21 protein-coding genes are annotated in these 21,263 nt (G+C 31.1%); 11 read left to right on the top strand and 10 right to left on the bottom strand.

From position 1 onward, the window contains the following. Position 1: 1 nt before the first annotated feature. Positions 2-1,426 (bottom strand): NAD-dependent malic enzyme, encoded by a 1,425-nt coding sequence (locus HYY52_03730; protein ID MBI2995797.1) that lies wholly within the window; start codon positions 1,424-1,426, stop codon positions 2-4. A 131-nt stretch (positions 1,427-1,557) separates the two neighbouring features. Between HYY52_03730 and HYY52_03725 the strand changes: the two genes are divergently transcribed. Both HYY52_03725 and aroA read left to right on the top strand, forming a co-directional pair. Then, positions 1,558-2,535 (top strand): tetratricopeptide repeat protein, encoded by a 978-nt coding sequence (locus HYY52_03725; protein ID MBI2995796.1) that lies wholly within the window; start codon positions 1,558-1,560, stop codon positions 2,533-2,535. Positions 2,536-2,545: 10 nt separating this feature from the next. Next, positions 2,546-3,865: a 3-phosphoshikimate 1-carboxyvinyltransferase gene (gene aroA / locus HYY52_03720; protein MBI2995795.1), complete on the top strand. Its 1,320-nt coding sequence runs from the start codon at positions 2,546-2,548 to the stop codon at positions 3,863-3,865. Here aroA and HYY52_03715 read toward each other — a convergent pair. From HYY52_03715 to HYY52_03705, 3 genes are all read right to left on the bottom strand, one after another. Beyond that, positions 3,845-4,429, bottom strand: coding sequence for a transposase (locus HYY52_03715; GenBank protein ID MBI2995794.1), 585 nt, complete (start codon positions 4,427-4,429; stop codon positions 3,845-3,847). The genes aroA and HYY52_03715 overlap by 21 nt on opposite strands. 75 nt (positions 4,430-4,504) lie before the next feature. Further along, on the bottom strand, positions 4,505-5,458 hold the full coding sequence (locus HYY52_03710; protein MBI2995793.1) for a hypothetical protein: 954 nt from the start codon (positions 5,456-5,458) through the stop codon (positions 4,505-4,507). Positions 5,459-5,558: 100 nt separating this feature from the next. Beyond that, a complete protein-coding gene (locus HYY52_03705) occupies positions 5,559-6,497 on the bottom strand; it encodes a TIGR01212 family radical SAM protein (protein MBI2995792.1) in 939 nt (312 codons plus the stop codon). 36 nt (positions 6,498-6,533) lie between these two features. Between HYY52_03705 and HYY52_03700 the strand changes: the two genes are divergently transcribed. After that, positions 6,534-7,481, top strand: a complete 948-nt coding sequence (locus HYY52_03700; GenBank protein MBI2995791.1) for a DnaJ domain-containing protein — start codon at positions 6,534-6,536, stop codon at positions 7,479-7,481. A gap of 123 nt (positions 7,482-7,604) precedes the next feature. Further along, a complete protein-coding gene (locus tag HYY52_03695) occupies positions 7,605-9,518 on the top strand; it encodes a hypothetical protein (GenBank protein MBI2995790.1) in 1,914 nt (637 codons plus the stop codon). Here the strand turns inward: HYY52_03695 and HYY52_03690 are convergent. From HYY52_03690 to HYY52_03680, 3 genes are all read right to left on the bottom strand, one after another. Beyond that, positions 9,515-10,264, bottom strand: a complete 750-nt coding sequence (locus HYY52_03690) for a thioredoxin domain-containing protein (protein MBI2995789.1) — start codon at positions 10,262-10,264, stop codon at positions 9,515-9,517. The genes HYY52_03695 and HYY52_03690 overlap by 4 nt on opposite strands. Before the next feature lie 69 nt (positions 10,265-10,333). Then, on the bottom strand, positions 10,334-11,443 hold the full coding sequence (hflX, locus tag HYY52_03685) for a GTPase HflX (protein ID MBI2995788.1): 1,110 nt from the start codon (positions 11,441-11,443) through the stop codon (positions 10,334-10,336). Further along, the gene (locus HYY52_03680; protein MBI2995787.1) at positions 11,440-11,847 is read right to left on the bottom strand and encodes an OsmC family protein; all 408 of its coding nucleotides are present in this window, start codon (positions 11,845-11,847) and stop codon (positions 11,440-11,442) included. Before HYY52_03680 ends, hflX begins: the two co-directional genes overlap by 4 nt. Positions 11,848-11,909: 62 nt before the next feature. On the opposite strand from HYY52_03680, the gene HYY52_03675 reads away from it, so the two are divergent. Next, positions 11,910-12,791: a carbon-nitrogen hydrolase gene (locus HYY52_03675; protein MBI2995786.1), complete on the top strand. Its 882-nt coding sequence runs from the start codon at positions 11,910-11,912 to the stop codon at positions 12,789-12,791. Beyond that, positions 12,791-13,774 carry an agmatine deiminase family protein gene (locus tag HYY52_03670; GenBank protein ID MBI2995785.1) on the top strand — a complete coding sequence of 328 codons (984 nt, stop codon included), beginning with the start codon at positions 12,791-12,793 and terminating at the stop codon, positions 13,772-13,774. Before HYY52_03675 ends, HYY52_03670 begins: the two co-directional genes overlap by 1 nt. Positions 13,775-13,784: 10 nt before the next feature. Here the strand turns inward: HYY52_03670 and HYY52_03665 are convergent, their stop codons facing one another. Continuing rightward, positions 13,785-14,765: a GDP-mannose 4,6-dehydratase gene (locus tag HYY52_03665; protein ID MBI2995784.1), complete on the bottom strand. Its 981-nt coding sequence runs from the start codon at positions 14,763-14,765 to the stop codon at positions 13,785-13,787. 104 nt (positions 14,766-14,869) lie between these two features. Here HYY52_03665 and HYY52_03660 point away from each other — a divergent pair, with 104 nt between their 5' ends. Beyond that, complete coding sequence (locus HYY52_03660; protein MBI2995783.1) at positions 14,870-16,123, top strand: nucleotide sugar dehydrogenase; 1,254 nt, start codon at positions 14,870-14,872, stop codon at positions 16,121-16,123. On the opposite strand, the gene HYY52_03655 is transcribed toward HYY52_03660, so the two are convergent. Both HYY52_03655 and HYY52_03650 read right to left on the bottom strand, forming a co-directional pair. Then, entirely contained in the window at positions 16,118-16,543 is a 426-nt protein-coding gene (locus tag HYY52_03655) for an NUDIX domain-containing protein (protein MBI2995782.1), read from the bottom strand. The two genes, HYY52_03660 and HYY52_03655, sit on opposite strands and share 6 nt — an antisense overlap. A gap of 26 nt (positions 16,544-16,569) precedes the next feature. Next, positions 16,570-18,126 (bottom strand): glycosyltransferase family 39 protein, encoded by a 1,557-nt coding sequence (locus HYY52_03650; protein ID MBI2995781.1) that lies wholly within the window; start codon positions 18,124-18,126, stop codon positions 16,570-16,572. A gap of 17 nt (positions 18,127-18,143) precedes the next feature. On the opposite strand from HYY52_03650, the gene HYY52_03645 reads away from it, so the two are divergent. The 4 genes from HYY52_03645 to HYY52_03630 all read left to right on the top strand — a co-directional run bounded on the left by HYY52_03645 (position 18,144) and on the right by HYY52_03630 (position 21,195). Continuing rightward, a complete protein-coding gene (locus HYY52_03645) occupies positions 18,144-19,556 on the top strand; it encodes a glycosyltransferase family 39 protein (GenBank protein MBI2995780.1) in 1,413 nt (470 codons plus the stop codon). A gap of 26 nt (positions 19,557-19,582) precedes the next feature. Next, positions 19,583-20,464, top strand: coding sequence for a class I SAM-dependent methyltransferase (locus HYY52_03640; GenBank protein ID MBI2995779.1), 882 nt, complete (start codon positions 19,583-19,585; stop codon positions 20,462-20,464). Between the two features lie 201 nt (positions 20,465-20,665). Then, positions 20,666-20,917 (top strand): hypothetical protein, encoded by a 252-nt coding sequence (locus HYY52_03635; protein MBI2995778.1) that lies wholly within the window; start codon positions 20,666-20,668, stop codon positions 20,915-20,917. Beyond that, positions 20,905-21,195, top strand: a complete 291-nt coding sequence (locus HYY52_03630) for a hypothetical protein (GenBank protein MBI2995777.1) — start codon at positions 20,905-20,907, stop codon at positions 21,193-21,195. Before HYY52_03635 ends, HYY52_03630 begins: the two co-directional genes overlap by 13 nt. Positions 21,196-21,263 lie beyond the last annotated feature (68 nt).

The raw sequence follows: 21,263 nt of genomic DNA, 5'->3' as shown, positions 1-21,263 counted from the left end.
ACTATATTAACTTTAAATCAACTTCTGGAATAACTTTTGTAACCCTATCTTCAAAAGCAGCATCTGCAACTGCACTTGCAACTGCAGGTGCTACATGTTTATTGAATATGTTTGGGATTATATAGCTTTCACTTAATTCATAATCTTGGACTATTGAAGCAATTGCTTTTGCTGCTGCATATTTCATTTTTTCTGTAACAGTTGTAGCATAACTATCTAGTAGTCCGCGGAAGAGCCCAGGAAAACATAAAACATTGTTTATTTGATTTGGATAATCAGAGCGACCAGTTGCCATGATCCTTACATATGGTTTTGCAAGTTCAGGTTTAATTTCAGGATCAGGATTTGACAAAGCAAAAACAATTGGATCTTTTGCCATTGATTTAATATCATCTACACTAACCAAATTGGGTCCTGACACACCTATAAATACATCAGCACCTTTTATAACATCTGAAATTGCTCCTTTTTGTCTTTCTTGATTTGTAAGTGATGCAAGTTCTTCTTTAGCAGGATTCATTTCTTTTCTTCCCATATAAATAGCACCATTTCTATCAGTAACAATAATATTTCTTACACCTGCAAAAAGTAACATCTTTGCACAAGAAACTCCTGCAGCACCAGCTCCAGTGATTGCTATCTCTAAATCTTCTAACTTTTTACCAACTACTTTTACAGCATTAAAAAGAGCAGCAGTAACAACAACTGCAGTTCCATGTTGATCATCATGAAAAACAGGAATGTCAAGTTCATTTTGTAATCTTCTTTCTATTTCAAAACATTTTGGTGCTGCAATATCTTCAAGATTTATCCCGCCAAAACCAGGAGCAATTGCTTTAACTATTTGAACAATTTCATCAGGAGTTTTTACATCAAGGCAAATAGGATAAGCATCAACATCTGCAAGCATTTTAAATAACATTGCCTTACCTTCCATAACAGGCATTCCAGCATAAGGTCCAATATTTCCAAGCCCTAAAACAGCAGAGCCATCAGTAACAACTGCAACTGAATTTTTTTTAATTGTTAGGTTATAAGCAAGCTTTTGATCCTGATGAATGGTTCTACAAACTTCAGCTACACCTGGTGTATAAACTACCGATAAGTCTCTATAATCTCTTACTTCTTTTTTTAATTTGATCTCAATTTTTCCACTGACATGGGCATTGTAAACTTCATTTTGAACATCAAGAATTTGTGTTCCTGGTAAGTCATGTAACTTTGAAATAATTTCTCTTGCTTGGATTGTATTAGAAAAAAAATGAATATCTCTAGTAACAAAATTTTGATTATTTTCAACTACTTTAATATCACCTAAATGACCTCCAGAGCCATTTATAATTGTTGCAATACCTGAAAATGATCCACTTGGTGAATTTAATCTTATACAAAAAGCTTGTGGATTAAATAAAAGTTTACCTGACATAGTCTTTTCTTCCACCACCATTTCCCTATCCTTTCTTATATCTCTTCACAACAATTATTGTAATGCAATGAAGACTACATAGATTACTTTTAATTATTAATTAACAAATGTGTTAGAATACCTACGTGATTATGAGTAGAAAAAAAATTAGTTTAAATATTTTTTTATTGTTTATTCTCTTAATTTTATGCTTTATACATACTCCTGCTTACTCTCAAGGAATACAAGAGGCAAAAGAAAGTGCTAAGAACTTTAATCCTAAACCAGCAAGTGCAAGTTTATATAACTTAGGCTTAAAAAGTTACGAACAAGGAGATCTTCAATCAGCAGTAATTTATTTTAAAAAAGCAATTGATTTAGATCCTGAGTTTGTTGATGCTTATTATAATCTCGGAGCAATTTATAAAAAACAAAAAAATCTACCTCTTGCAATTTTTTTCTTCCAAAAAGCAGTTGAATTAAATTCAAAAGATGCTGAAGCAACTTACGAACTTGCCAGTTGTTACTATGAAAACAAAAACTTTATAAAAGCAAAGGAATATTTCTCTCTGCTGCCTAAAGATTTCCCTAAGTATGGAGAAGTAATGAACAAGCTAGGAATAATAAATCAAACACTAGTACAACAAAATAATAGTAGTACTGCTGAAAGCCAAGCTCAGCTTTTAGTTAACACTCTTACTAAGCCATCACAAGAAGATTTTAAAGATCCAGTTAAGACAGTTACTAGTAATCTTAATGGTGGACCAACAGGTATAGCAAAAGACAGCAAGAATAATTTATACGTTGCTAACTTTACAAAAGATCGTATTGAAAGAATAAATGCTAATGGTACAAGAGAAATATTTATTGAAAAACTTGGAATAAAAGGTCCTGTAGGTATTGCAATAGATCAAAGCGATAATATTTATGTTGCTAATTATACTGGTAATTCAATTTTAAAAATTACTCAAAACAAAGAAGTAACAGTTTTAGCTGACAATATTATCAAGCCATATTACCTTTTTTACGATACTGAATCTAATAAACTTTTTGCAACATTACAAGGAAATGATTCACTGGTGGAGCTAGAACCCACCAAAATATCCAAGCAGCCAATAACATCCAGATAGAAATTGTAAAATGAAACAATTTACAGTTACTCCCTTAAAAAATCCAATTAAGTCAACCATCTCAGTTCCAGCTGACAAATCAATATCCCACAGAGCAATTATTATTGGAGGAGTTGCAAATGGAAGAACAGAAATTAAAAATTTATTAACAAGCAGAGACTGTTTAAATACTTTAAAAATAATGCAGCAGCTTGGTATTGAAATTAACACTTATAACAATTATGAATCTATAACTATTTATGGTAAGGGAAGAAACTCATTTTCAGAACCTAAAAACATTTTAAACTGTGGAAACTCAGGTACAACTATCAGACTACTTAGTGGATTATTAAGTACACAAAATTTCTTATCTATTCTTACAGGTGATGATTCACTTTTAAGTCGTCCAATGGGCAGAGTCATTGAGCCACTTACTCTTATGGGTGCAAAAATTGCAGCTAGAGAACATAATACTAAAGCTCCTATTGTAATTTTGCCAGGAATGTTACATGGAATTACTTATGAAATGCTAGTTAGTAGTGCACAAGTAAAATCTGCAATTATGCTAGCAGCACTATACGCTAAAGGTGAAACAAGAATAATTGAAAAAGAAAAAACAAGGGATCATACTGAAAGGATGTTAAATGTTTTTGGTGCAACAATCAAGCATGAAAAAAATGAAATTGTAGTTGGGTCTGAACAAGACTTAAAAGCTCAAGACCTTTCTATTCCAGGTGATATATCTTCAGCTGCATTTTTTATAACAGCATGTAGCATAATCCAAAGCTCTGAAATGCTTTTACAAAGAGTATTAGTAAATCCTACAAGGACAGGCATATTAAATGTACTCAAGAAGATGGGAACAAAAATTGAAATTACAAACAAAAAAGATTCTTCAGGTGAACCAGTTGCTGATTTATTTGTAACATCTAACAATCTTAATGCAGTTGAAGTCAAAGGGAGTACAATTATAACTCTAATAGACGAAATCCCAATTTTGTGCATTGCAATGGCTCAAGCAAGCGGAAAGTCAATTATTAAAGATGCAAAAGAACTACGTTACAAAGAATCAGACAGAATAAGTGTTATGGTACAAGTTTTAAGAAAACTTGGCGTAGAAGTAAACGAGCTTGAGGATGGTTTAGAAATTAATGGTTTAAATGGAGAGCCTTTTCAAGTAAACCAAAATATTGAATGGCCAAAACATTCAGATCACAGAGTAGCCATGTCAATTGCAATAGCAGCCTTAAAAGCAAATGAACCAATTACAATTCCTGGCTCTGAGTGGATAAGCACATCATTTCCAGATTTTGAAAAATTAATAAATCAATTACAAATGGCTGTGGTATAAAGGATTATTGTTTCTATCGAATTCCCATCTTGAAGGATTATTAACAATATATTCACGTACTGCATTCAAATGGTTTTCATTACGAATGATTGATTCATAAAATCGTGGTTGCCATTGGAAATATATTTTGTTTTGATTTTTATTTATTTCATATTTGCAACGTCCTTTATACCATCGGATTATTGTTGATAATGATTTTGACAACATTGGGTTGTATTTGTGGGTAATTCCACCCGTACCCGTAGAGACGCGATTAATCGCGTCTCTACAACCATCATCACAACCATCATTGGTTATTTGTATGATTCCATGCACATGGTTTGGCATTACAATAAATTCGTCCGAATCAACATTTTTAAAATGTTTTGGAATTTCACACCAACATTGTTTCACAATATCCCCGATTTTTGATAATTTTATTTTTCCATTAACAATTTCACCCAAAACACATTCTCTATCTTTCACACAAATGGTTACAAAATATGCCCCATCAGATGAATAATCCCAATGCTCCAATCGAATAGATTTTATTCTATATTTGTTCTGAAATAAATCATTGCCCATTTCAATTATTATGCATAATTGAAATGAAATTTGATGTAACCAAAGGTTACATTGGTAACAAATATTTTAAAAATATTAAAGCCTGTCCCTCATAAATTCTTTATAAACTGCTCCGGGATCTATATCCATCAAAGTATCAGCTAATGTAACGCCACAAGGCGTACCACGTAGTTTACCTAAGCAAGAAATTAATTCACTATGAATTAAAGGATTTTCTGTTTGTTGATATTTTGTTTTAAGAAGTAAGATTTCTTCTGCACGTGCTTCTGGTTCTTTAGAATCATCCTGAATTAAAATTATTGAAGTCTCAATACCCTCATAATCACTTTCAAGTCTCTTTTTTATTTTCTCTTCTATAATATGAATAGAATTATTTAATTTAAAAGAAAGTCCTGAATCAAAGACATGTTTTTTAATATCTTTCATTAACCCTAACAATTTTCTAAATTCATTAACGTCTTGATCAGTTTGAATGCTTACTCTGTCTAATGACGAAAGAATTATTTTGGAAATATTTAAAGAGATATTTTTATCTCTTGTCTTCGTTAACAAATCATATAAATCTTGAAAAATCTTATTTCTTTGTGCTCCTTCACTAACTCTATTTTCTCCATATAATTCTTGAATCAAGTTGTGTGCATATTCTTCTTTTTCCTCTTCGTTTAGAGGTAGTGAAGGTTGTGAACTTGTTTGTCTTAATTGTTTATTTTCAACAAGAAGCGCACCATCTTTCTTAAAGCCAAATGCAATAATACCTCCTCCAACAAGCCCGCTACTAAGTAAAATCCACTTTAAAGATTTTTTAATATAACCAAATATAGAATCAGAATCTGCTCCAAAATCTTTTAAGAACCAAAAAGCCCCGCCTCCAGCTAATGCAGCTGCAACACCACTAGCAATTTTGACACCATTTAATATTTTTTCGTCTGAGCTTGATTTTTTAGCAGCTGATTTTAACTGTCTTGTGGCTTGGCTTCGTTGGCTTTGTTGGCTTCGTTGATTAATATTTCTTTGAATTGTTAAAGGCATAAATAAAACAAATAGGTTGCTAAAATAACTATACTTTGAATCTAACCTAATAAAGTTAAGAGCCAAAGGTAAAAATATAAAGAAAAGATAAATATTTATCTTAATTAAAACTTGAACCTTGTTTTGTACCTCTTTTTATCAATTCTCTTTCAATCATTCTTAAAATTTGTTGTTTATTTCTTCTGCCATCATCTTGCTCTGCCCATTTTGGTGCAACTAATTCACCTGGTCTTGCTTCTGCAAAAAGCCTGTGAATAACTACATTTGGTGAAAGCATTTCAAGAAAATCACACACTAAAGAAATGTATTCATCAAGTTCTAATGTTTTAAACAAACCTTTCTTGTACTGCATTGCCATTTTTGTTTTTTCAAGCACTAACAGTTGATGAATTTTTATTGCATCAATTTGTGATGCTGCAAGTTTTTTCATGGTTTTATAAAACATTTCTTTAGTTTCACCAGGCAGTCCAAGCATTGCATGAGCACAAACAATTAATTTTCTTTTTTTAGCTCTTTCTAAAGCACAAAAAAAATCATCACTTGTATGTGCTCTATTTATAAAATCAAGTGTTTCATCATATATGGTTTGTAAACCAATATCTAACCAGACTTCAACTCTTGATGTATATGTCTCAATTAAGTCCAGTACTTCATCAGATAAACAATCAGGCCTAGTCCCTATTGCAAGAACTACAACATCCTTATGTGAGATTGCTTCATCATAAATTTTTTTTAATTTATCTGTTGATGCATAAGTATTTGTAAATGACTGAAGATATGAAATAAATTTTTTTGCGCCAAAACGTTCTGAAAAAAGTTTTACGCCGTCTTCTAATTGCTTTGATATCGGATCATTTATACTAAATGCACCTGCACTTGTCCCATCTCGTGTACAAAAAGTACAACCACCATAAGCTTTTGTACCATCTCTATTAGGACAGCTTAAATTAGCTTCTAAAGTTATGCGCTGGACTTTTATACCAAAACGCTTTTGTAGATATGAGCTTAGACTGTAATATACAGAATTATTGTCTTGCACAATATTTATTGTATAAGATGTAGAATAATTTAAATCATGGTCAAATACAAAGACTATTACGAAATTTTAGGAGTCACAAGAAGTGCAACGGAAAAAGAAATTAAAGCAGCTTTTCGACGACTAGCACGTAAATATCATCCAGATGCAAACAAAAATAATAAAGTAGCAGAAGAAAAGTTTAAAGAAATTAATGAGGCTTATGAAGTACTTGGAGATTCTGATAAAAGAAGAAGATATGATACTTTAGGAAGTAGCTTTAGAGCTGGAAGTGATTTTACTCCTCCACCTGGATTTGACTTTAATTTTGATTTTAACCAAGAATTTACTAAAACAACATATGAATCTCCTTTTAGCGACTTTTTTGAAATGTTGTTTGGCGAAGCATTAAAAGGCAGAACTTCACCTTTTGAAGACATTTATTCAGAAAGACATTCACGAACTCAAGGAAGACGTAGAGGAGAAGATCATTATTTAAATCTTGAACTATCTGTTGAAGAAGCATTTAAAGGAACTTCAAGAAAAATAGATATTAGTATTCCTGGCAGAGACATGAAAAGACTTGAAGTTAAAATACCACCAAATGTTAGAGAAGGTTCAAAAATTAGAATGGCTGGACAAGGACTGTTAGGAAAAAATGGAGGAGAGGCAGGGGATTTATATTTAGTAGTAAAAGTAAAACCTCATCCGTTTTTTAAAATAAATGGAGATGATATTCATTCAGAAATTTTTATTTCACCAAGTGATGCAGTACTTGGAACAGAAATAGAAATTCCAACACTAGATGGCCCAGTAAAAATAGTTATTCCACAAGGGACACAAAATGATAAAGTTTTAAGATTACGAGGGAAAGGATTACCTCACCAGAAAAGAGAAGGCAGAGGAGAGCATTTTGTAAAAGTAAAAATAAATGTTCCAATAATAATTGCAGATGAAGAAAGAAAACTTTATCAAGAATTAGCAAAGCTGCAAAAGAAAAGAAAATAACAAATCAAATTCTAAGTCGACTAATTATATCGGGAATATAGGGTTATACCCATAGACAATTCCACGTTGATAAGTTAACATAATCCAATATTTAGTATATATCCGATGAAATAAGTCAGAATAATGCCAGTAATCCTAAAGACAACATCACCCATAGCAGAGAAAGAAGTACCACCAGTATCCCCTCGGCCACGAGAACCTTCTTCTTCAGCAAAAGATAAATACAAAGAAGTAGAAAAAACTTTTAAGCCAATTGCAGGTACTGCTATTGGAGTAGGTGCTCTTGGGCTACTTTTAGGCTCATTAAAATATGGAGCAACATTTCCAGCAAAAGCACTGAAAGTAGTTGGTGATGCCTTTGGGTCAATAGGAGCAATTGCTTCGCCATTTTTTTTAGTTGGAAATGAAATTATAAATTTCTATTCAAGAAGAAACGGAAATGGTGAAAGAGCAGAAATAAAAAAAATATTTGATACAGCAAGAGAAGGTTTTTATAGAGCTTGCAGTGCTGGATTTACTCCTTTTGTTATAGAGCCATTTATAAATCCTGAAAAGTTTGGAGCTACAGGTTTTCACAAAGCTGCAACTATTTTCAATATTCCTGCTTTGTTTTTTACTACAGTTACATGGGCAGGTGGTAATTTACAAGCATTGCTTGCATGGGTATTAAAAACAAAAGAGCAAACTAACATTTGGCTTTCTAATAAATCTGATGAATCACTAATTGAGGAATCAAATAAAAAAATTGAAGGTTATGAGGAACTTTATCAAAGTTTTAAACGAATGACAATTATTGGTAGTATTGCAAATCCTGTAATGCAAGGACTAAGACAGTTAGCAGATACATGTGCGTTATTTACTGGAAAAATATCACCAGGTGATTTCTTTAGAAGACCATTTCTTGGATTAAGCAGGCTTGTAAGCTTTTTTGTAGCAGCACCTGAATACTATGCAAAAGGAGTTGATTCAGTAGTGCGTGTAGTAAAAGAAAGAGAGAATTTAAAAAAAGGGCTTCCAGGTTTTCTTAGAAACCCATTAGATAATTTTGGGAATTGGTTTGAAAATAAAATTACAAATGAGAATAATGGACTAAAATCAATTAGACATTATGCTGAAATTATTTTTCATACTCTCAGCCCACTTTCAATGTTTTCACTTTTTACACCACTATTAGATGAACCACACTTAGAAGAAGAAGCACAAAATAAAGGTGGAGCTAGTGCTCTTATTGATAAGGTCTTAGGAAGAACAGGAAGCATATTCCTTTCTGTATTTAATGGGCTATATGTTTTCTTTAGCAGAGCTCCACAATCTTTTATTCAAATTGCATATTTTGGAAAGAAACTAATTGGAAAAATTTCTGGCAAAGAAACTACAACAGAAGATTTAAACAACCTTAGAGAAAGAATATGTAACTCACTAGTTGTAAAGGGTTTATCTGATTTTGCAGAAAATAGTATTAAAAAACTTGTATCTGATTTTTATAAGGTAGAACATGATCATGGTTATTTAACTTATGAACAAATACAAACAAACTATGCATTTGAGCAAGCAAAAGATACTAAGATTTATGAAGAACTATGTGAGCTTGTTAAAGAATTTAAAGCTGGAAAAACTGAATTAAATAACAAAATTAATGAACAAATTGAAAAGATTATTCAAGAAATTTGTTTACCTTTTGTTGGAAAAGATGCCTTACAAGGTAAGCATGAACTTACTAGTATTGAAGAGAATGACATAAAAGAAAGACTAACTAAAAAAATTAAACAAAAAATCGGATTAGCTAAAGAAGTTGAAAGAGAAGAATTACAAGTTATTGGTGCTGAATTCCTTGCTACATATGTGTTAAAACTTTTTGATTTAAGATCAAGATTTAAAGCAATTGATTACAGATCAAGCCATCACAATATGACTACAGCTTATGACAATGATGAGATTAGGATTTCATTTGAGTACGAGCTTTTACCAGTTCTTGGTAAATGCATATATGGTTTAAAGAATACAGTTAATAGGTTACAAGGTATAAGTGTTAACTAACTAACTCCTAAAGCACTAATTACTTTTTCAAAATGTTCAATTGGATAAGCTCCTAGAATTTTTACACCATTTAAAGTAAAACCAGGAGTGCCATTAAAACCTATAGCACTTGCTTGGGTTGTATCTGCATTAATTTGATCTTCAATTTCCTTGCTCTTTCTATCTGTATTAAACTTATCAATATTTAATCCAAGATCTTTTGCAAGCTGGAGATATAACGGTTCACCTAATTTGTCTTGATTTTCAAAAAGCTTATCATGATACTCATAATACTTCCCTTGTCTCCCGGCTGCTAGTGCAGCTTTTGCTGCTGGCATTGCTTCAGGATGAAATGGTAAAGGAAGATTTTTATAAACATACATTATTTTGTTTCCATATTTTTGAATTAAAGCATGAGTAGTATCTGCACCACGTTTTGAGAAAGGACATTGAAAATCACTAAATACAATTAACTGAATCTTTGCATCCCTTCTACCAAGAATAGGTGTATTTCCAATATCTACACTTGTCTTATCCTCTAACTGTTGCTTAAAAAGTTCTTCTTCACTGGGCTGGGCAGGTGATGGCGGAGTAACTTCAGTTGGTAAATTACCAAGGGCAGTTTTAAATCCTTCTGGATTTTTCTTTACAACTTCTAAAACTGACTTTTCAAAACTTTTTTGCAGCTCTTTACCTAAAACATTTAGTACAACAACTGCAATTAATGCACCAATAATTATCTTTTTTGTATCTGTTTTTATTTCCATAATTTTTCCTTAAGTTGAATTTTACTTGATTTTATTTAAATGACTATTAATTTAAAAAAAGGTTGCTGTTTATGAGTAAAGACTTATCTTTTCAATCTTTAAAATTAAATCATTTAAACCTTGTCTTGTTTTACAAGAAATAAAAACTGGTGAATATTCACTATAAGATCTAATAATCTCTTTTTTATCAACATTGTGATTTAAATCTACCTTGTTAAAAACATATATTTTAGGTTTATCAGATACTTTCAAATCAAATAATATACTTTCTACTACTTTAATTTTATTTTCATACAACGGATCACTAGTATCAATTATATGCAATAAGAGATCTGCGTCAATAATTTCACTGAGTGTAGATCTAAATGCATCAATTAAATCAGGTGGCAGGTCTTGGATAAAACCAATTGTATCTGATAGTAGTACAATCTTTTCTGTATTTTGTAAGTATAATCTTCCAACAGTTGTTTCTAAAGTAGCAAATAATTCATCTGCTACATAAACACCTTTTTTTGTAAGAGAATTTAATAGTGTACTTTTACCTGCATTTGTATAACCTACAAGAGAAATAGTTTTTAAATCCTTACTTCTTCTTTGTCTTCTATGATTCAACTGAACTAAATCATGATGTTTAAGTTTTTCTTTAATTTTTTGTTCTCTTTTTTTTAAGTGGCGTTTCATTATCTGGATATTTGTTTCGCCAATACCTCGTGTACCAATACCACCTGCTTGTCTTGTAAGTTCTAAACCTAGACCATAAATCCTTGGACCCATGTGTCTTATTGCAGCAAGTTCTATTTGTAGTTTTGCCTCTACACTTCTTGCATGCTTATCAAATATTTTTAAAACTAAATCAATCCTGTCCCATACTTCAATATTTTCTCTCTTACATATTTCTCCAAGGTTATAAACCTGGGATGGCTTAAGTAAATTATTTACTATTAAAAGGTTTGCTTTGTCATTTTTATCTTGTGTTTTGTTATAAGTCAATATTTCTTGAACCTTTCCAGAGCCTATATAGGTTCTGTAATCAGGCATGGATTTTTTTTGAATAATTTTTACAACAGCAATACCACCAAAAGTTTTTACAAGATTTTCAAGCTCACCAAGACGTTCAAAGCCTTCTTCCTTTGTTATTTCAGGAGATATAACATCAACCAATATTGCCTTTTGAGTCACGAATAAACAAATTTTATATCTTGTTGGATATCTGGATGTAATGACTTATGCACAGGACAAGTATGAGCAGATCTTTCTAGTTTTTCTTTTTGCTCACTTGTAATTCCTTTTGGCAAATAAATTTCTAAAATAATTTTTCCAATTCTTCTTGGATTTTCAGTCATATGTTTTTTGGCTCGAAAAGAAAGGCCTTCAAGGTTTATTCCCTCTCTTTTTGCAATAATACCCATAATAGTCAACATGCAGGACCCAAGAGATGCTACAACAAGATCTGTTGGTGAAAACCGAGCACCTTTACCTTGATTATCAATTGGAGCATCAGTTTCAATAACAGATTCTGACGGACCATGAACAAGCTTTACCCTTAAATCACCTTCGTATTGTCCTTTGATTTCTACCGACATAAGAAAATTATAACGCAAATTGACAATTAATAATTGGTAATTGATAATTAAAGATTACAATTATGAAATCATTCAAAGCAGCTTGGATCCAAGGTAAATCACAAGGCAATCTTAATAAGAATTTAAAATATTATTCAGAGAAAATACAAGATGCGTGCAAGAGCAAAACAAAACTTATTGTTTTGCCAGAGCTTTTTTTATGGGACTATTTCCCAATTACAGAAGATAAAAAACACTTTAATAGTGCTCTTGAAATTAAGTCTGACATTATTAAACACTTTCAGCTATTAGCAAAAGAATTAAAAATAGTTTTAATACTTCCAATATTTGAAAAAAGAAGAGAAGGAATTTATCACAATAGTTGTTTAATACTTGAAAACAATGGAGAGATTATTGGTCACTACAGGAAAATGCATATTCCAGATGATCCAGGATTTTATGAAAAATATTATTTTACTCCTGGAGATCGTGGTTTTCTTGTAACTAAGACATCTGTTGGAAATATTGGTGTGCTTATTTGTTGGGATCAATGGTTTCCAGAAGCAGCTAGGATTGCAGCATTAAAAGGTGCTGAAATTTTAATCTATCCAACTGCAATTGGTTGGGATAACGATGAATCCTGTAAGGGCTTGTCGCGACAAGCCCTTAACAAGTCTCAGGTAGATGCTTGGACTACGATTATGCGATCACATGCAATTGCAAATGGAATTTATGTAATGGCAGTAAATAGAGTAGGCAAAGAAGGACATTTAAATTTTTGGGGACATTCTTTTCTTTCAAATCCATATGGTTCAATTGTCCATCAAGACAAAACCACAGAAGCAATATCAGAAGTAGAAATTAGTTTTAATAAATTAAAAAAATGTAGACAAACATGGCCTTTTTTTAGAGACAGAAGAATTGACAGTTACCAAGGTTTGTTAAAATATTCGGATGCTGATTAATGAATAAAAGAGGACATTATCTAGCTGAATGGGAAAAGCAGCATACTACATGGCTTTCATGGCCACATAATGAAAAAGAGTGGAAAAAAAAAAGAATAGGAAAGATACAAGAGTTTTATAAAGAGCTAATTAAAATTATTCTTGATTTTCAAAATGTAAATTTAATTTTTCCGAACATAGAATTATTAAACGATTTTGAGGTACGGGCGTATTGCAATACGCCCCAACATAAATTAAAAAAAATAATTATTCCAAATAACGATGTCTGGATTCGAGATTATGGACCATTTTTCATGGCACAGAAAATTTTGGATTTTGAATTTAATTCTTGGGGAGGTAAATTCCCTCCATGGGATCTTGACAATAATGTCCCAAAAGAAATTGCAACTTATCTTGGGTGTGAAATTGAATCTTATCCATTCATATTAGAAGGAGGAGCTGTAGAATTCTCTGGCGATGGGGTTTTATTAACTACTGAAGAGTGTGTTTTAAACAAAAATAGAAATAAAAATTTAACAAAAGAACAAGTTGCGCAAATTATAAAACCTGCATTTAACATAGAAGAAATAATTTGGTTAAAACATGGGCTTGCAAATGATCATACTGATGGACATATAGATAACGTTGCAAGGTTTATAAATAAAAAAACTATGTTAGTGTGCAACACAAACAACAAAAAAAATAAAAACTATGACAGGCTAAGACCAAGTATTGAATACTTACAAAAATGGCAACATCCTAAGAAAGAATATAAACTTAAAATAATTGAAATACCTTTACCAGGTAATAATGATGAGCTTCCAAGCTCTTATGCAAACTTTATTTTTGTAAACGGCGGAGTAATAATTCCTACTTTTAATTGTAAATCTGACAGTCTTGCTTTAGAAATTTTTAAAAAAATATTCCCGGATAGAAAAATTGTTGGAATTGATTGCTCACTCTTAATTCAAGAAGGCGGTGGGTTGCACTGTATAACGAAATAAGAGGCAACAGTCAAATGCTGTTCTTTGCTAGTTTTGCACTTTCAAACGCAATCACATCTCTTAAAATATCATCTAAGTTGTAAACAGGGTGGTAATTTATTGTCTTTTTTAGTTTAATAAGATCTGGAATCCGGCAAAGCACGTCTTCAAAATTTTCTCCATATACCTTGTTATAAGGAATGAATTTGATGTCAGAGGTACTATTAGAAACTAATTTAATTTGTTTTGCGAGATCTAGAATGGTTATTTTCTTATCACTTCCAACATTAAATATCTCCCCTATTGCTTTTGTAGTGTTCATTAAATTAATTAAACATGAAGCTGTATCCGACACATGGCTAAAACACCGGATTTGATTTCCGTCTCCATGGACAGTTAATGGTTCATTATTTAATGCCTGACGAACAAAAGTTGGGATTACCATTCCATACTTGCTTGTCTGACGAGGTCCAACAGTATTAAATATACGAGCTATTACAACTGGAGTTCCTTTTTCCTTATAGTAAGCTAAAGCTAAGAATTCATCTATTAACTTAGAACATGAATAACTCCATCGTGGAATTGTCGGAGGTCCAATAATTAAATTATCAGTTTCTTTAAGTGCTTCTAACTCTCCTTTTCCATAAACTTCTGATGACGATGCTATTAAAATTTGCTTATTCTTTTTACTAACTTGCTCAAGAAGAAACTCTGTACCAGTGATATTAGTTACAATCACGTCTATTGGATTATTTACGACTAATCTGACTCCAACTACTGCTGCTAAATGATAAATCAATTCACATTCATCCACTAACTCCTCTAATAATTTCTGGTCTCTTATTGAGCCATTAATAAAATGAAATTTCGGACTAGAAATTAAATGTTTGATATTTTCAAAACTACCAGTAGAAAGATTATCTAAAACATAGCTCTCTTCTTTTAGCTTAATTAATGACTCAGCCAGATGAGATCCTATAAAGCCAGCACCACCAGTAATTAAAATCTTCATTAATATCTATAATAAATGAAACATTTCTTGATTGTAAATAGAAGCGTTATTAAAAGAAAGGCATATTTAAATCCTATTGAAACATATGTTAGAGTAAAACAAAAATGTTTAATGAACTAAAAAATAAGATAACAAGTAAAACTGCCAAGATTGTAGTTGTAGGAATGGGTTATGTAGGTACTGCAGTAACAGAAGCACTTCTGGATTCTAACTTAGATGTCGTTTGTTACGATATAGACACAAAAACTATTAAAGAACTTCAATCAATATCTTCTTTTAAAAAGATAGTTACACTAGATATAAATGAAATAAAAAACCGTGACATCTATATAATTTGTTTGCCAACCCCTTTAAAAGAATATGTTCATCCTGATTTCTCATCTATTGAAATTGCAATAGATGCTTTAACAAATAATGTTTTTAAAGAAGGGCAACTTTTACTAATAGAAAGTACCTTGCAACCAGGAATTACAAGAAAACTAATAATGCCAAAGATATTGCACAAGAAAAAAAATCTTGTAGCAGGAGCAAATTTTTTTATTGGTTACTCTCCAGAAAGGATCGACCCTGCAAGTAAACAATACTCCAGTGTCAAAAGCATACCTAAGTTAGTATCTGGCATAACTGAAAATTGTTTGTCATTAACAGAACTCTTCTACAGCCAATTTATTGTAAAAGTTATAAGGACAAAATCACCTGAAATTGCTGAGTTTGCAAAACTATACGAAAACACTTTTAGGGCAGTAAACATAGCATTTGTAAATGAAATGGCAAGAACAGCAAACAGACTCAATATGAATATTTTGGATGTCTTAGCTGCTGCATATACCAAGCCCTTTGGTATCATGCCGTTTTGGCCTACTGTTGGAACTGGAGGACATTGCATACCAGTAGATCTTTTATATATGGACTCATGGGCTAGGACAAATGATTGCTATCTTCAATTTGTTGAACTATCACATCGTATAAACCAAGGCATGCCATACTATGTTTTACAAAGGATAACTCAAGTTTTAAATGAAAAACTTAAGCCGCTAAAAGGAAGTAGAATATTATTAATTGGAATAACATACAAACCAAACGTAGCAGATATAAGAACTTCTGCTTCACTAAAATTAGCTGAGCTGTTAGCCGAAGCTGGTGTAAAACTAACTATCTATGATCCATTTGCTAAAAATATTAATGTCAAATTGGAAAGAGCACTTACTAAAGAATTACTTAGTAGTGCAGATCTTACAGTCTTTTCTGTAGCCCATGATTGTTTAGATATTGATTTGATATACAACAACTCTAATCTTATTTTATATTGTGCTGGAAAACCAGTATTCCCATACAACAAAAAGATTTATTACTTATAAAAGACTGGGAAGTTCTTTAATAACACCCAGAAAAAATTCTTTATCTTTCTTATGAGTTAATAACTCTGCAACTTTTTTTTTCTCCACCCAAATAGCTTCTGGATTTGTTGGATCTTTTGGTTTTAAATTTTCTTCCTCTGTTTTAAATAAAAACATAGAGATATTTTTTAATTCTGATTTATCTTCTTCACTACTATTTAATCCAATTTTATATCTCTCATAGAAACCTAATTCTTTAACAAACTGTAATTTTCTAATGCCTGTTTCTTCATAAATCTCTCTAATTGCTGCTTCAAGTTTAGTTTCTCCTTCGTCAATATGCCCCTTTGGCAATGACCAGGAATTTCCATTTTGATTTGCAATAAGTACCTGACCTTTCTTATTTAAAACTAAACCACCAGCAGTAAATGTTTTTCTCATTTTCTCTATTGTAATATAATAAAACTTCAAGGCTTATAATATATTGTTAAAATTTCTCCACCTTGTCTTTTTATTTCATGCACTATTTTGTAATTCTCTTTCCAGAATGATGAGTAATGACCGCGCTGTATAGAATCAAACGGTATTATTACAATATAAGAATCATGCGGAAAAATGTATTTAATCCTTTGAGGGAAAAAATTTCTTATCAGTAAGTCTTTTCTTGAAATTAAATCTTCTATAAGATAGGTTCTACTAGAAATGCGATTAATAAAAAAAATGTTTGAGTTCTTTTTTGCATTTTTGTCCAGCCACTTTCCTGCTTTCCGATATGAATTAAACCAGTAATCATTGGCATTAGGTATGTGTTTTTCCTGAGCACCTTTCAGACCACGAGCTAAAGAATTGAAATAAGTAGTTTGATAAGGATGTGTAGAAATAATACTACTAAGATTTAAACTAAAAACTAATACAGGGATAATCAACTTTAAAGAAGTTTCATCTAGTTTAAACTCTCTTACTAACAAACTTACTAGACTCTGTATTCCAATAACAGAAACAATTGAAAAAGGAACTACATAAACAAGGAAAAGCCTACTACCATTATGATAACGATATAATTGTTGAAAACAAAGTATAACTACTGGGATTAAACACCAGACTATAAGAAGGACAGATAAATCAGTTTTATGTTTAGCTACAGTTTGATAAAAACCAAAAGTAAAACACAAAAGCATAAGTAATGGTGTTCTATAAAATACTTGTACAAATGGATAGAGAGTTAATCCTGCATTAGCAGATGAATTTGATGTAATCCATCTAATATTAGAAATAAATCTTTTTATAAAAAGGATTTTATTCTCAATACCCCAGCCCCAGTATGTCGGATTATATAAAAGAGCAAGTAAAGTTAAAATTATTAGGAACCCAATTAAAAAATGAAAGTGATTTTTTTTTAATGAACAATTTTTGTCAACGAATCTTTTCCCTCCTAGTTTTATCCACAAAAATAAAATCACTATAAGTAAAAGAGCATATAGTTTTATACATAGCGCAAGTCCAAAAAAAACAAAAAATAAATATAAGTATTTAAGCTTTTTTGAAAAAATCCACTCAGCATATGAAATTATTGCAAGTGTAAAAAAAACAACAAGCGGTGGATCTTTTAAATTGTTAAATATATGTCCAAAATATTCAGGGTAAGTAACTAAAATAGCAATTACAGCTAAGGCAAATCCAGAACTAAAATATTTCTTTAAAAAATAAAAAAGAGGAATAAAAAATAAAGCTGTTATTAGAGGTAAAACTATATGCCTTGCAGCTATTGGATTAAGAAAATGGAGCTTGTTAGATAGTAACCTCCTTGATGCATCAGCAAGCATAAAAATAAATGCTCCATGTGTTTGGTTTAACACTTTAGAAGATTCAATATCACCTGTAAGAAGATATGTAAGATTAGCTTCTCCTTCAAAATAGTTTTTTGGATTATCAATTGGAACTCCAAAATCATCAACTATCAAAAAGCTAGTTATAAGGAATAAAACAAGAAATAAATAAAACAAATAATCAATCTTAAACCTCATGGTAAATTTAAATCTTCATGTCTTCTCAACAGCGACTTAAAGCATTAAACATCTTATTCATACTAATCCTCTTTTATACATATTTTTATGGAATTGGTGAGTATGGTTTACTTACTAAAGATGAACCAAGATATGCTGGTTCAGCACTTGAAATGATCGAAAACAACAACTATATTGTTCCAAAATTTAATTTCCAAGACAGATTTGATAAACCGCCTCTTTTTTACTGGATGATTGTAGCTTCATATAAAGCTCTTGGTGTTAGTGATTTTTCAAGCAGAGTACCATCAGCTCTTTGTGCAATATTACTTATATTGTTTACATGGTACATAGCAAAAAAGATTTTAGGGAGCACTAGCGGATTTTTATCAGCAGTTATATTAGCTACATCAGCAGAATATGTTTTTCTTGGTCGCCGGGCAGCTACTGACATGGCTTTATGTTTCTTTTTTTCAAGTTCAATGTATTCTCTATATTTAAGTTATTTTGTTAAAGACTGGAAACAAAAAATAATTTATGCAATGATGTCTGGTTTATTTTTAGGTCTTGCTATTCTAACAAAAGGCCCTGTAGCAATTTTACTTTTATTTTTAATCCTAACAATATTTTTAATTTCTGGAAAACAATTTGACATAAAACATTTAAGAGTTTATTTTATTATTATTTTTTTTGCACTGCTTATAAGTTTGCCATGGTATATTGTAGTTCACCATGCAACTTGTGGCGAGTTTACTAAAGTTTTTTTTCTGACACATAACTTACAAAGGTTTACATCAGTTGTTGGTGAGCACCGTGGACCTATTTGGTTTTATATCCCAGTAATTTTATTAGGTTTTATGCCATGGACATTGTTTTTTATAAAAGTTCTTTTTACTTTCTTAAAACACTTACAAAAGGAGGATTTCAACAAGCTTATTTTATTTTGTTTAATCTGGATCATAACAATTTTTCTTTTCTTTTCTTTTTCAAAAACAAAATTCGCTACTTATATCATTTTATTATTTCCACCTTTAGCTTTAATAACCGGACATTATTTAAATATAATGAGCAAAAAAAGACTTAATTTTATCGTATGCCTTGCTTTTACACTTGTAATCCCAGGAATATTAATTTTAAAAACAAGTCTTTCAACATATTACAAAACTACATATGCTGACTTAGTTAATTTTGCGAAGTTAGCTAAAAATAGTGGTGCAAAAGAAATAATATCCTTAATTGGCTATAAACCAATACTTGTCTATTATGGCAGAGTACCAGTTAACTTCAACAAGACAACAAAACAAATTAGCAAAATCAAATTATCCAAAAAAGAAAAAAAAGATGTATTCGTAATTGGTTATTTATCAGATCTTAATGGAAATAAAGAACTACTTAAAAAACTTAAAATAATTCAGATCGGTAAAAGATATTTTCTTGCTAGAATAACTTAAAAGCTTTAATGCTTTAAACATAGTTCATGGCAAGAATTCAATATCTTTTTAAGGTTTTAAAAAAATATCTAATCAAAGTAGAAAAGCAATGCCCATTTTGTAAAGGACAGGAATTTGGTTTAATAGGCAGGAAGTATTTTTTATTACAACTCTTAAAGTGCAATGCTTGCGGGTTGATGTTTCGTTATCCTACAGAAGAAATATCTGAAAGTATTAAGTTCTACCAAGATGAGTATAAAGAAGGGATGACCACAAGACTCCCTGATGAATTTAAATTTCAAGAATATTTAAACACATGCTTTTTAAATACTGAAAAAGATTTTTCTGAAAAAATTAGAATTGTTAGGCTATTTAAATCAAATGGTAAGTTATTAGATTTTGGTTGTTCATGGGGATATGGAACATTACAATTACAAAAGAGTGGTTTTGATGTAACTGGATTTGAGATTTCAAAAGAGAGAGTTAATTTTGGGAAAATTAAACTAGGGTTAACAATACTTGATGATTACTCTTTGTTACATTCTATGAAGAATGGAAGTTTTGACATTATTTTTTCTAATCATGTTCTTGAACATTTGTCCAATCTATATTCTGTCTTTGAGACGTTTTATAAACTTTTAAATAAAGGTGGCTGTTTAATTATTTTTGTGCCAAACTGTTCAGGGATTGAAAAAGGTGAAGTATTCAATGCTAAGAAGTCTTATGCATTTGGAGAAAAGCATACAATGGCATTTAATGATTTATTCTTCAAGCAGAATCTTACAAGATATGGATTTGAAGTTAAATGTGCTAGCACCCCTTATAACACAAATAATTTATTTTCTAAAGTGGTAGCTAAAGACAAAGAATATAGTGAACTATTTGTTTTAGCAAAGAAAATCAATAAAAGTAAGCTCACATCAGTGTAGATCCTAATTTACTCAAAGCTCAGCACTCCTATGTCAGCACTGTGTTGGTGTCTCTTAGTTGACGCATTCAGGCTCTGTAAGATTGAGATTATCCAATTAAAGATACCAGATTTTCTGCAGAAAGCTGCTTAAGTCCTGCTTAAATTAGGTTTAACAGCCTCAGGGTATAATCTTATTAACACAAAATTAATGGAGCCAATAATGAGTATTGAAGGTAAAGGCAAATATCTAGGTAAAAAAAGGGTTGAGCTTGACCAAGAACTTAATCTTCCACCTAACACTGAATTTTTTTTTATTATAGAGGATATAAGATCGCCAAAAAAAAACGAACCTTTAGAGAATTGTTTTGCTGGTTTAGTAGATGAGAATATTGATCTTGAAAATGAGATAAGAACTATACGTAAAGAAGTACAAAAGGATTTAGAAGAAAAGATTGAAAATTGGAATACGTAGCTGACACTATTGCAATTACAAGATTTATTTCTCATCCTAACAGACTTGGGAAAAGAGCTTTAGAAATTCTAAGGGATGCTGATACAGGTAATTCTAAAATAATTCTTTCCATAATTTCTTTGGCTGAAATAATGTATCTTAGCGAGAGGGGCAGATTAAAATTTAAGCTAAAGAATGTTTTAGAAAAAGTTGATAACCATGAGCATTTCGAAACCGCCAACGGCGATCTCGGGGGCTTGCCCCCGAGGAGGATAGTTGACATGCCGAAGGCATGTTAAGCTATCCTCTTTGTGGAGACGCTGAAGAATACTCATCATGTTTTCAGGTTAATGTATCACTTTGTGTG

Source organism: Candidatus Melainabacteria bacterium (genome assembly GCA_016193285.1).
Classification (GTDB): Bacteria; Cyanobacteriota; Vampirovibrionia; order 2-02-FULL-35-15; family 2-02-FULL-35-15; genus JACPSL01.
This window is presented reverse-complemented; position numbering and strand designations above follow the sequence as displayed.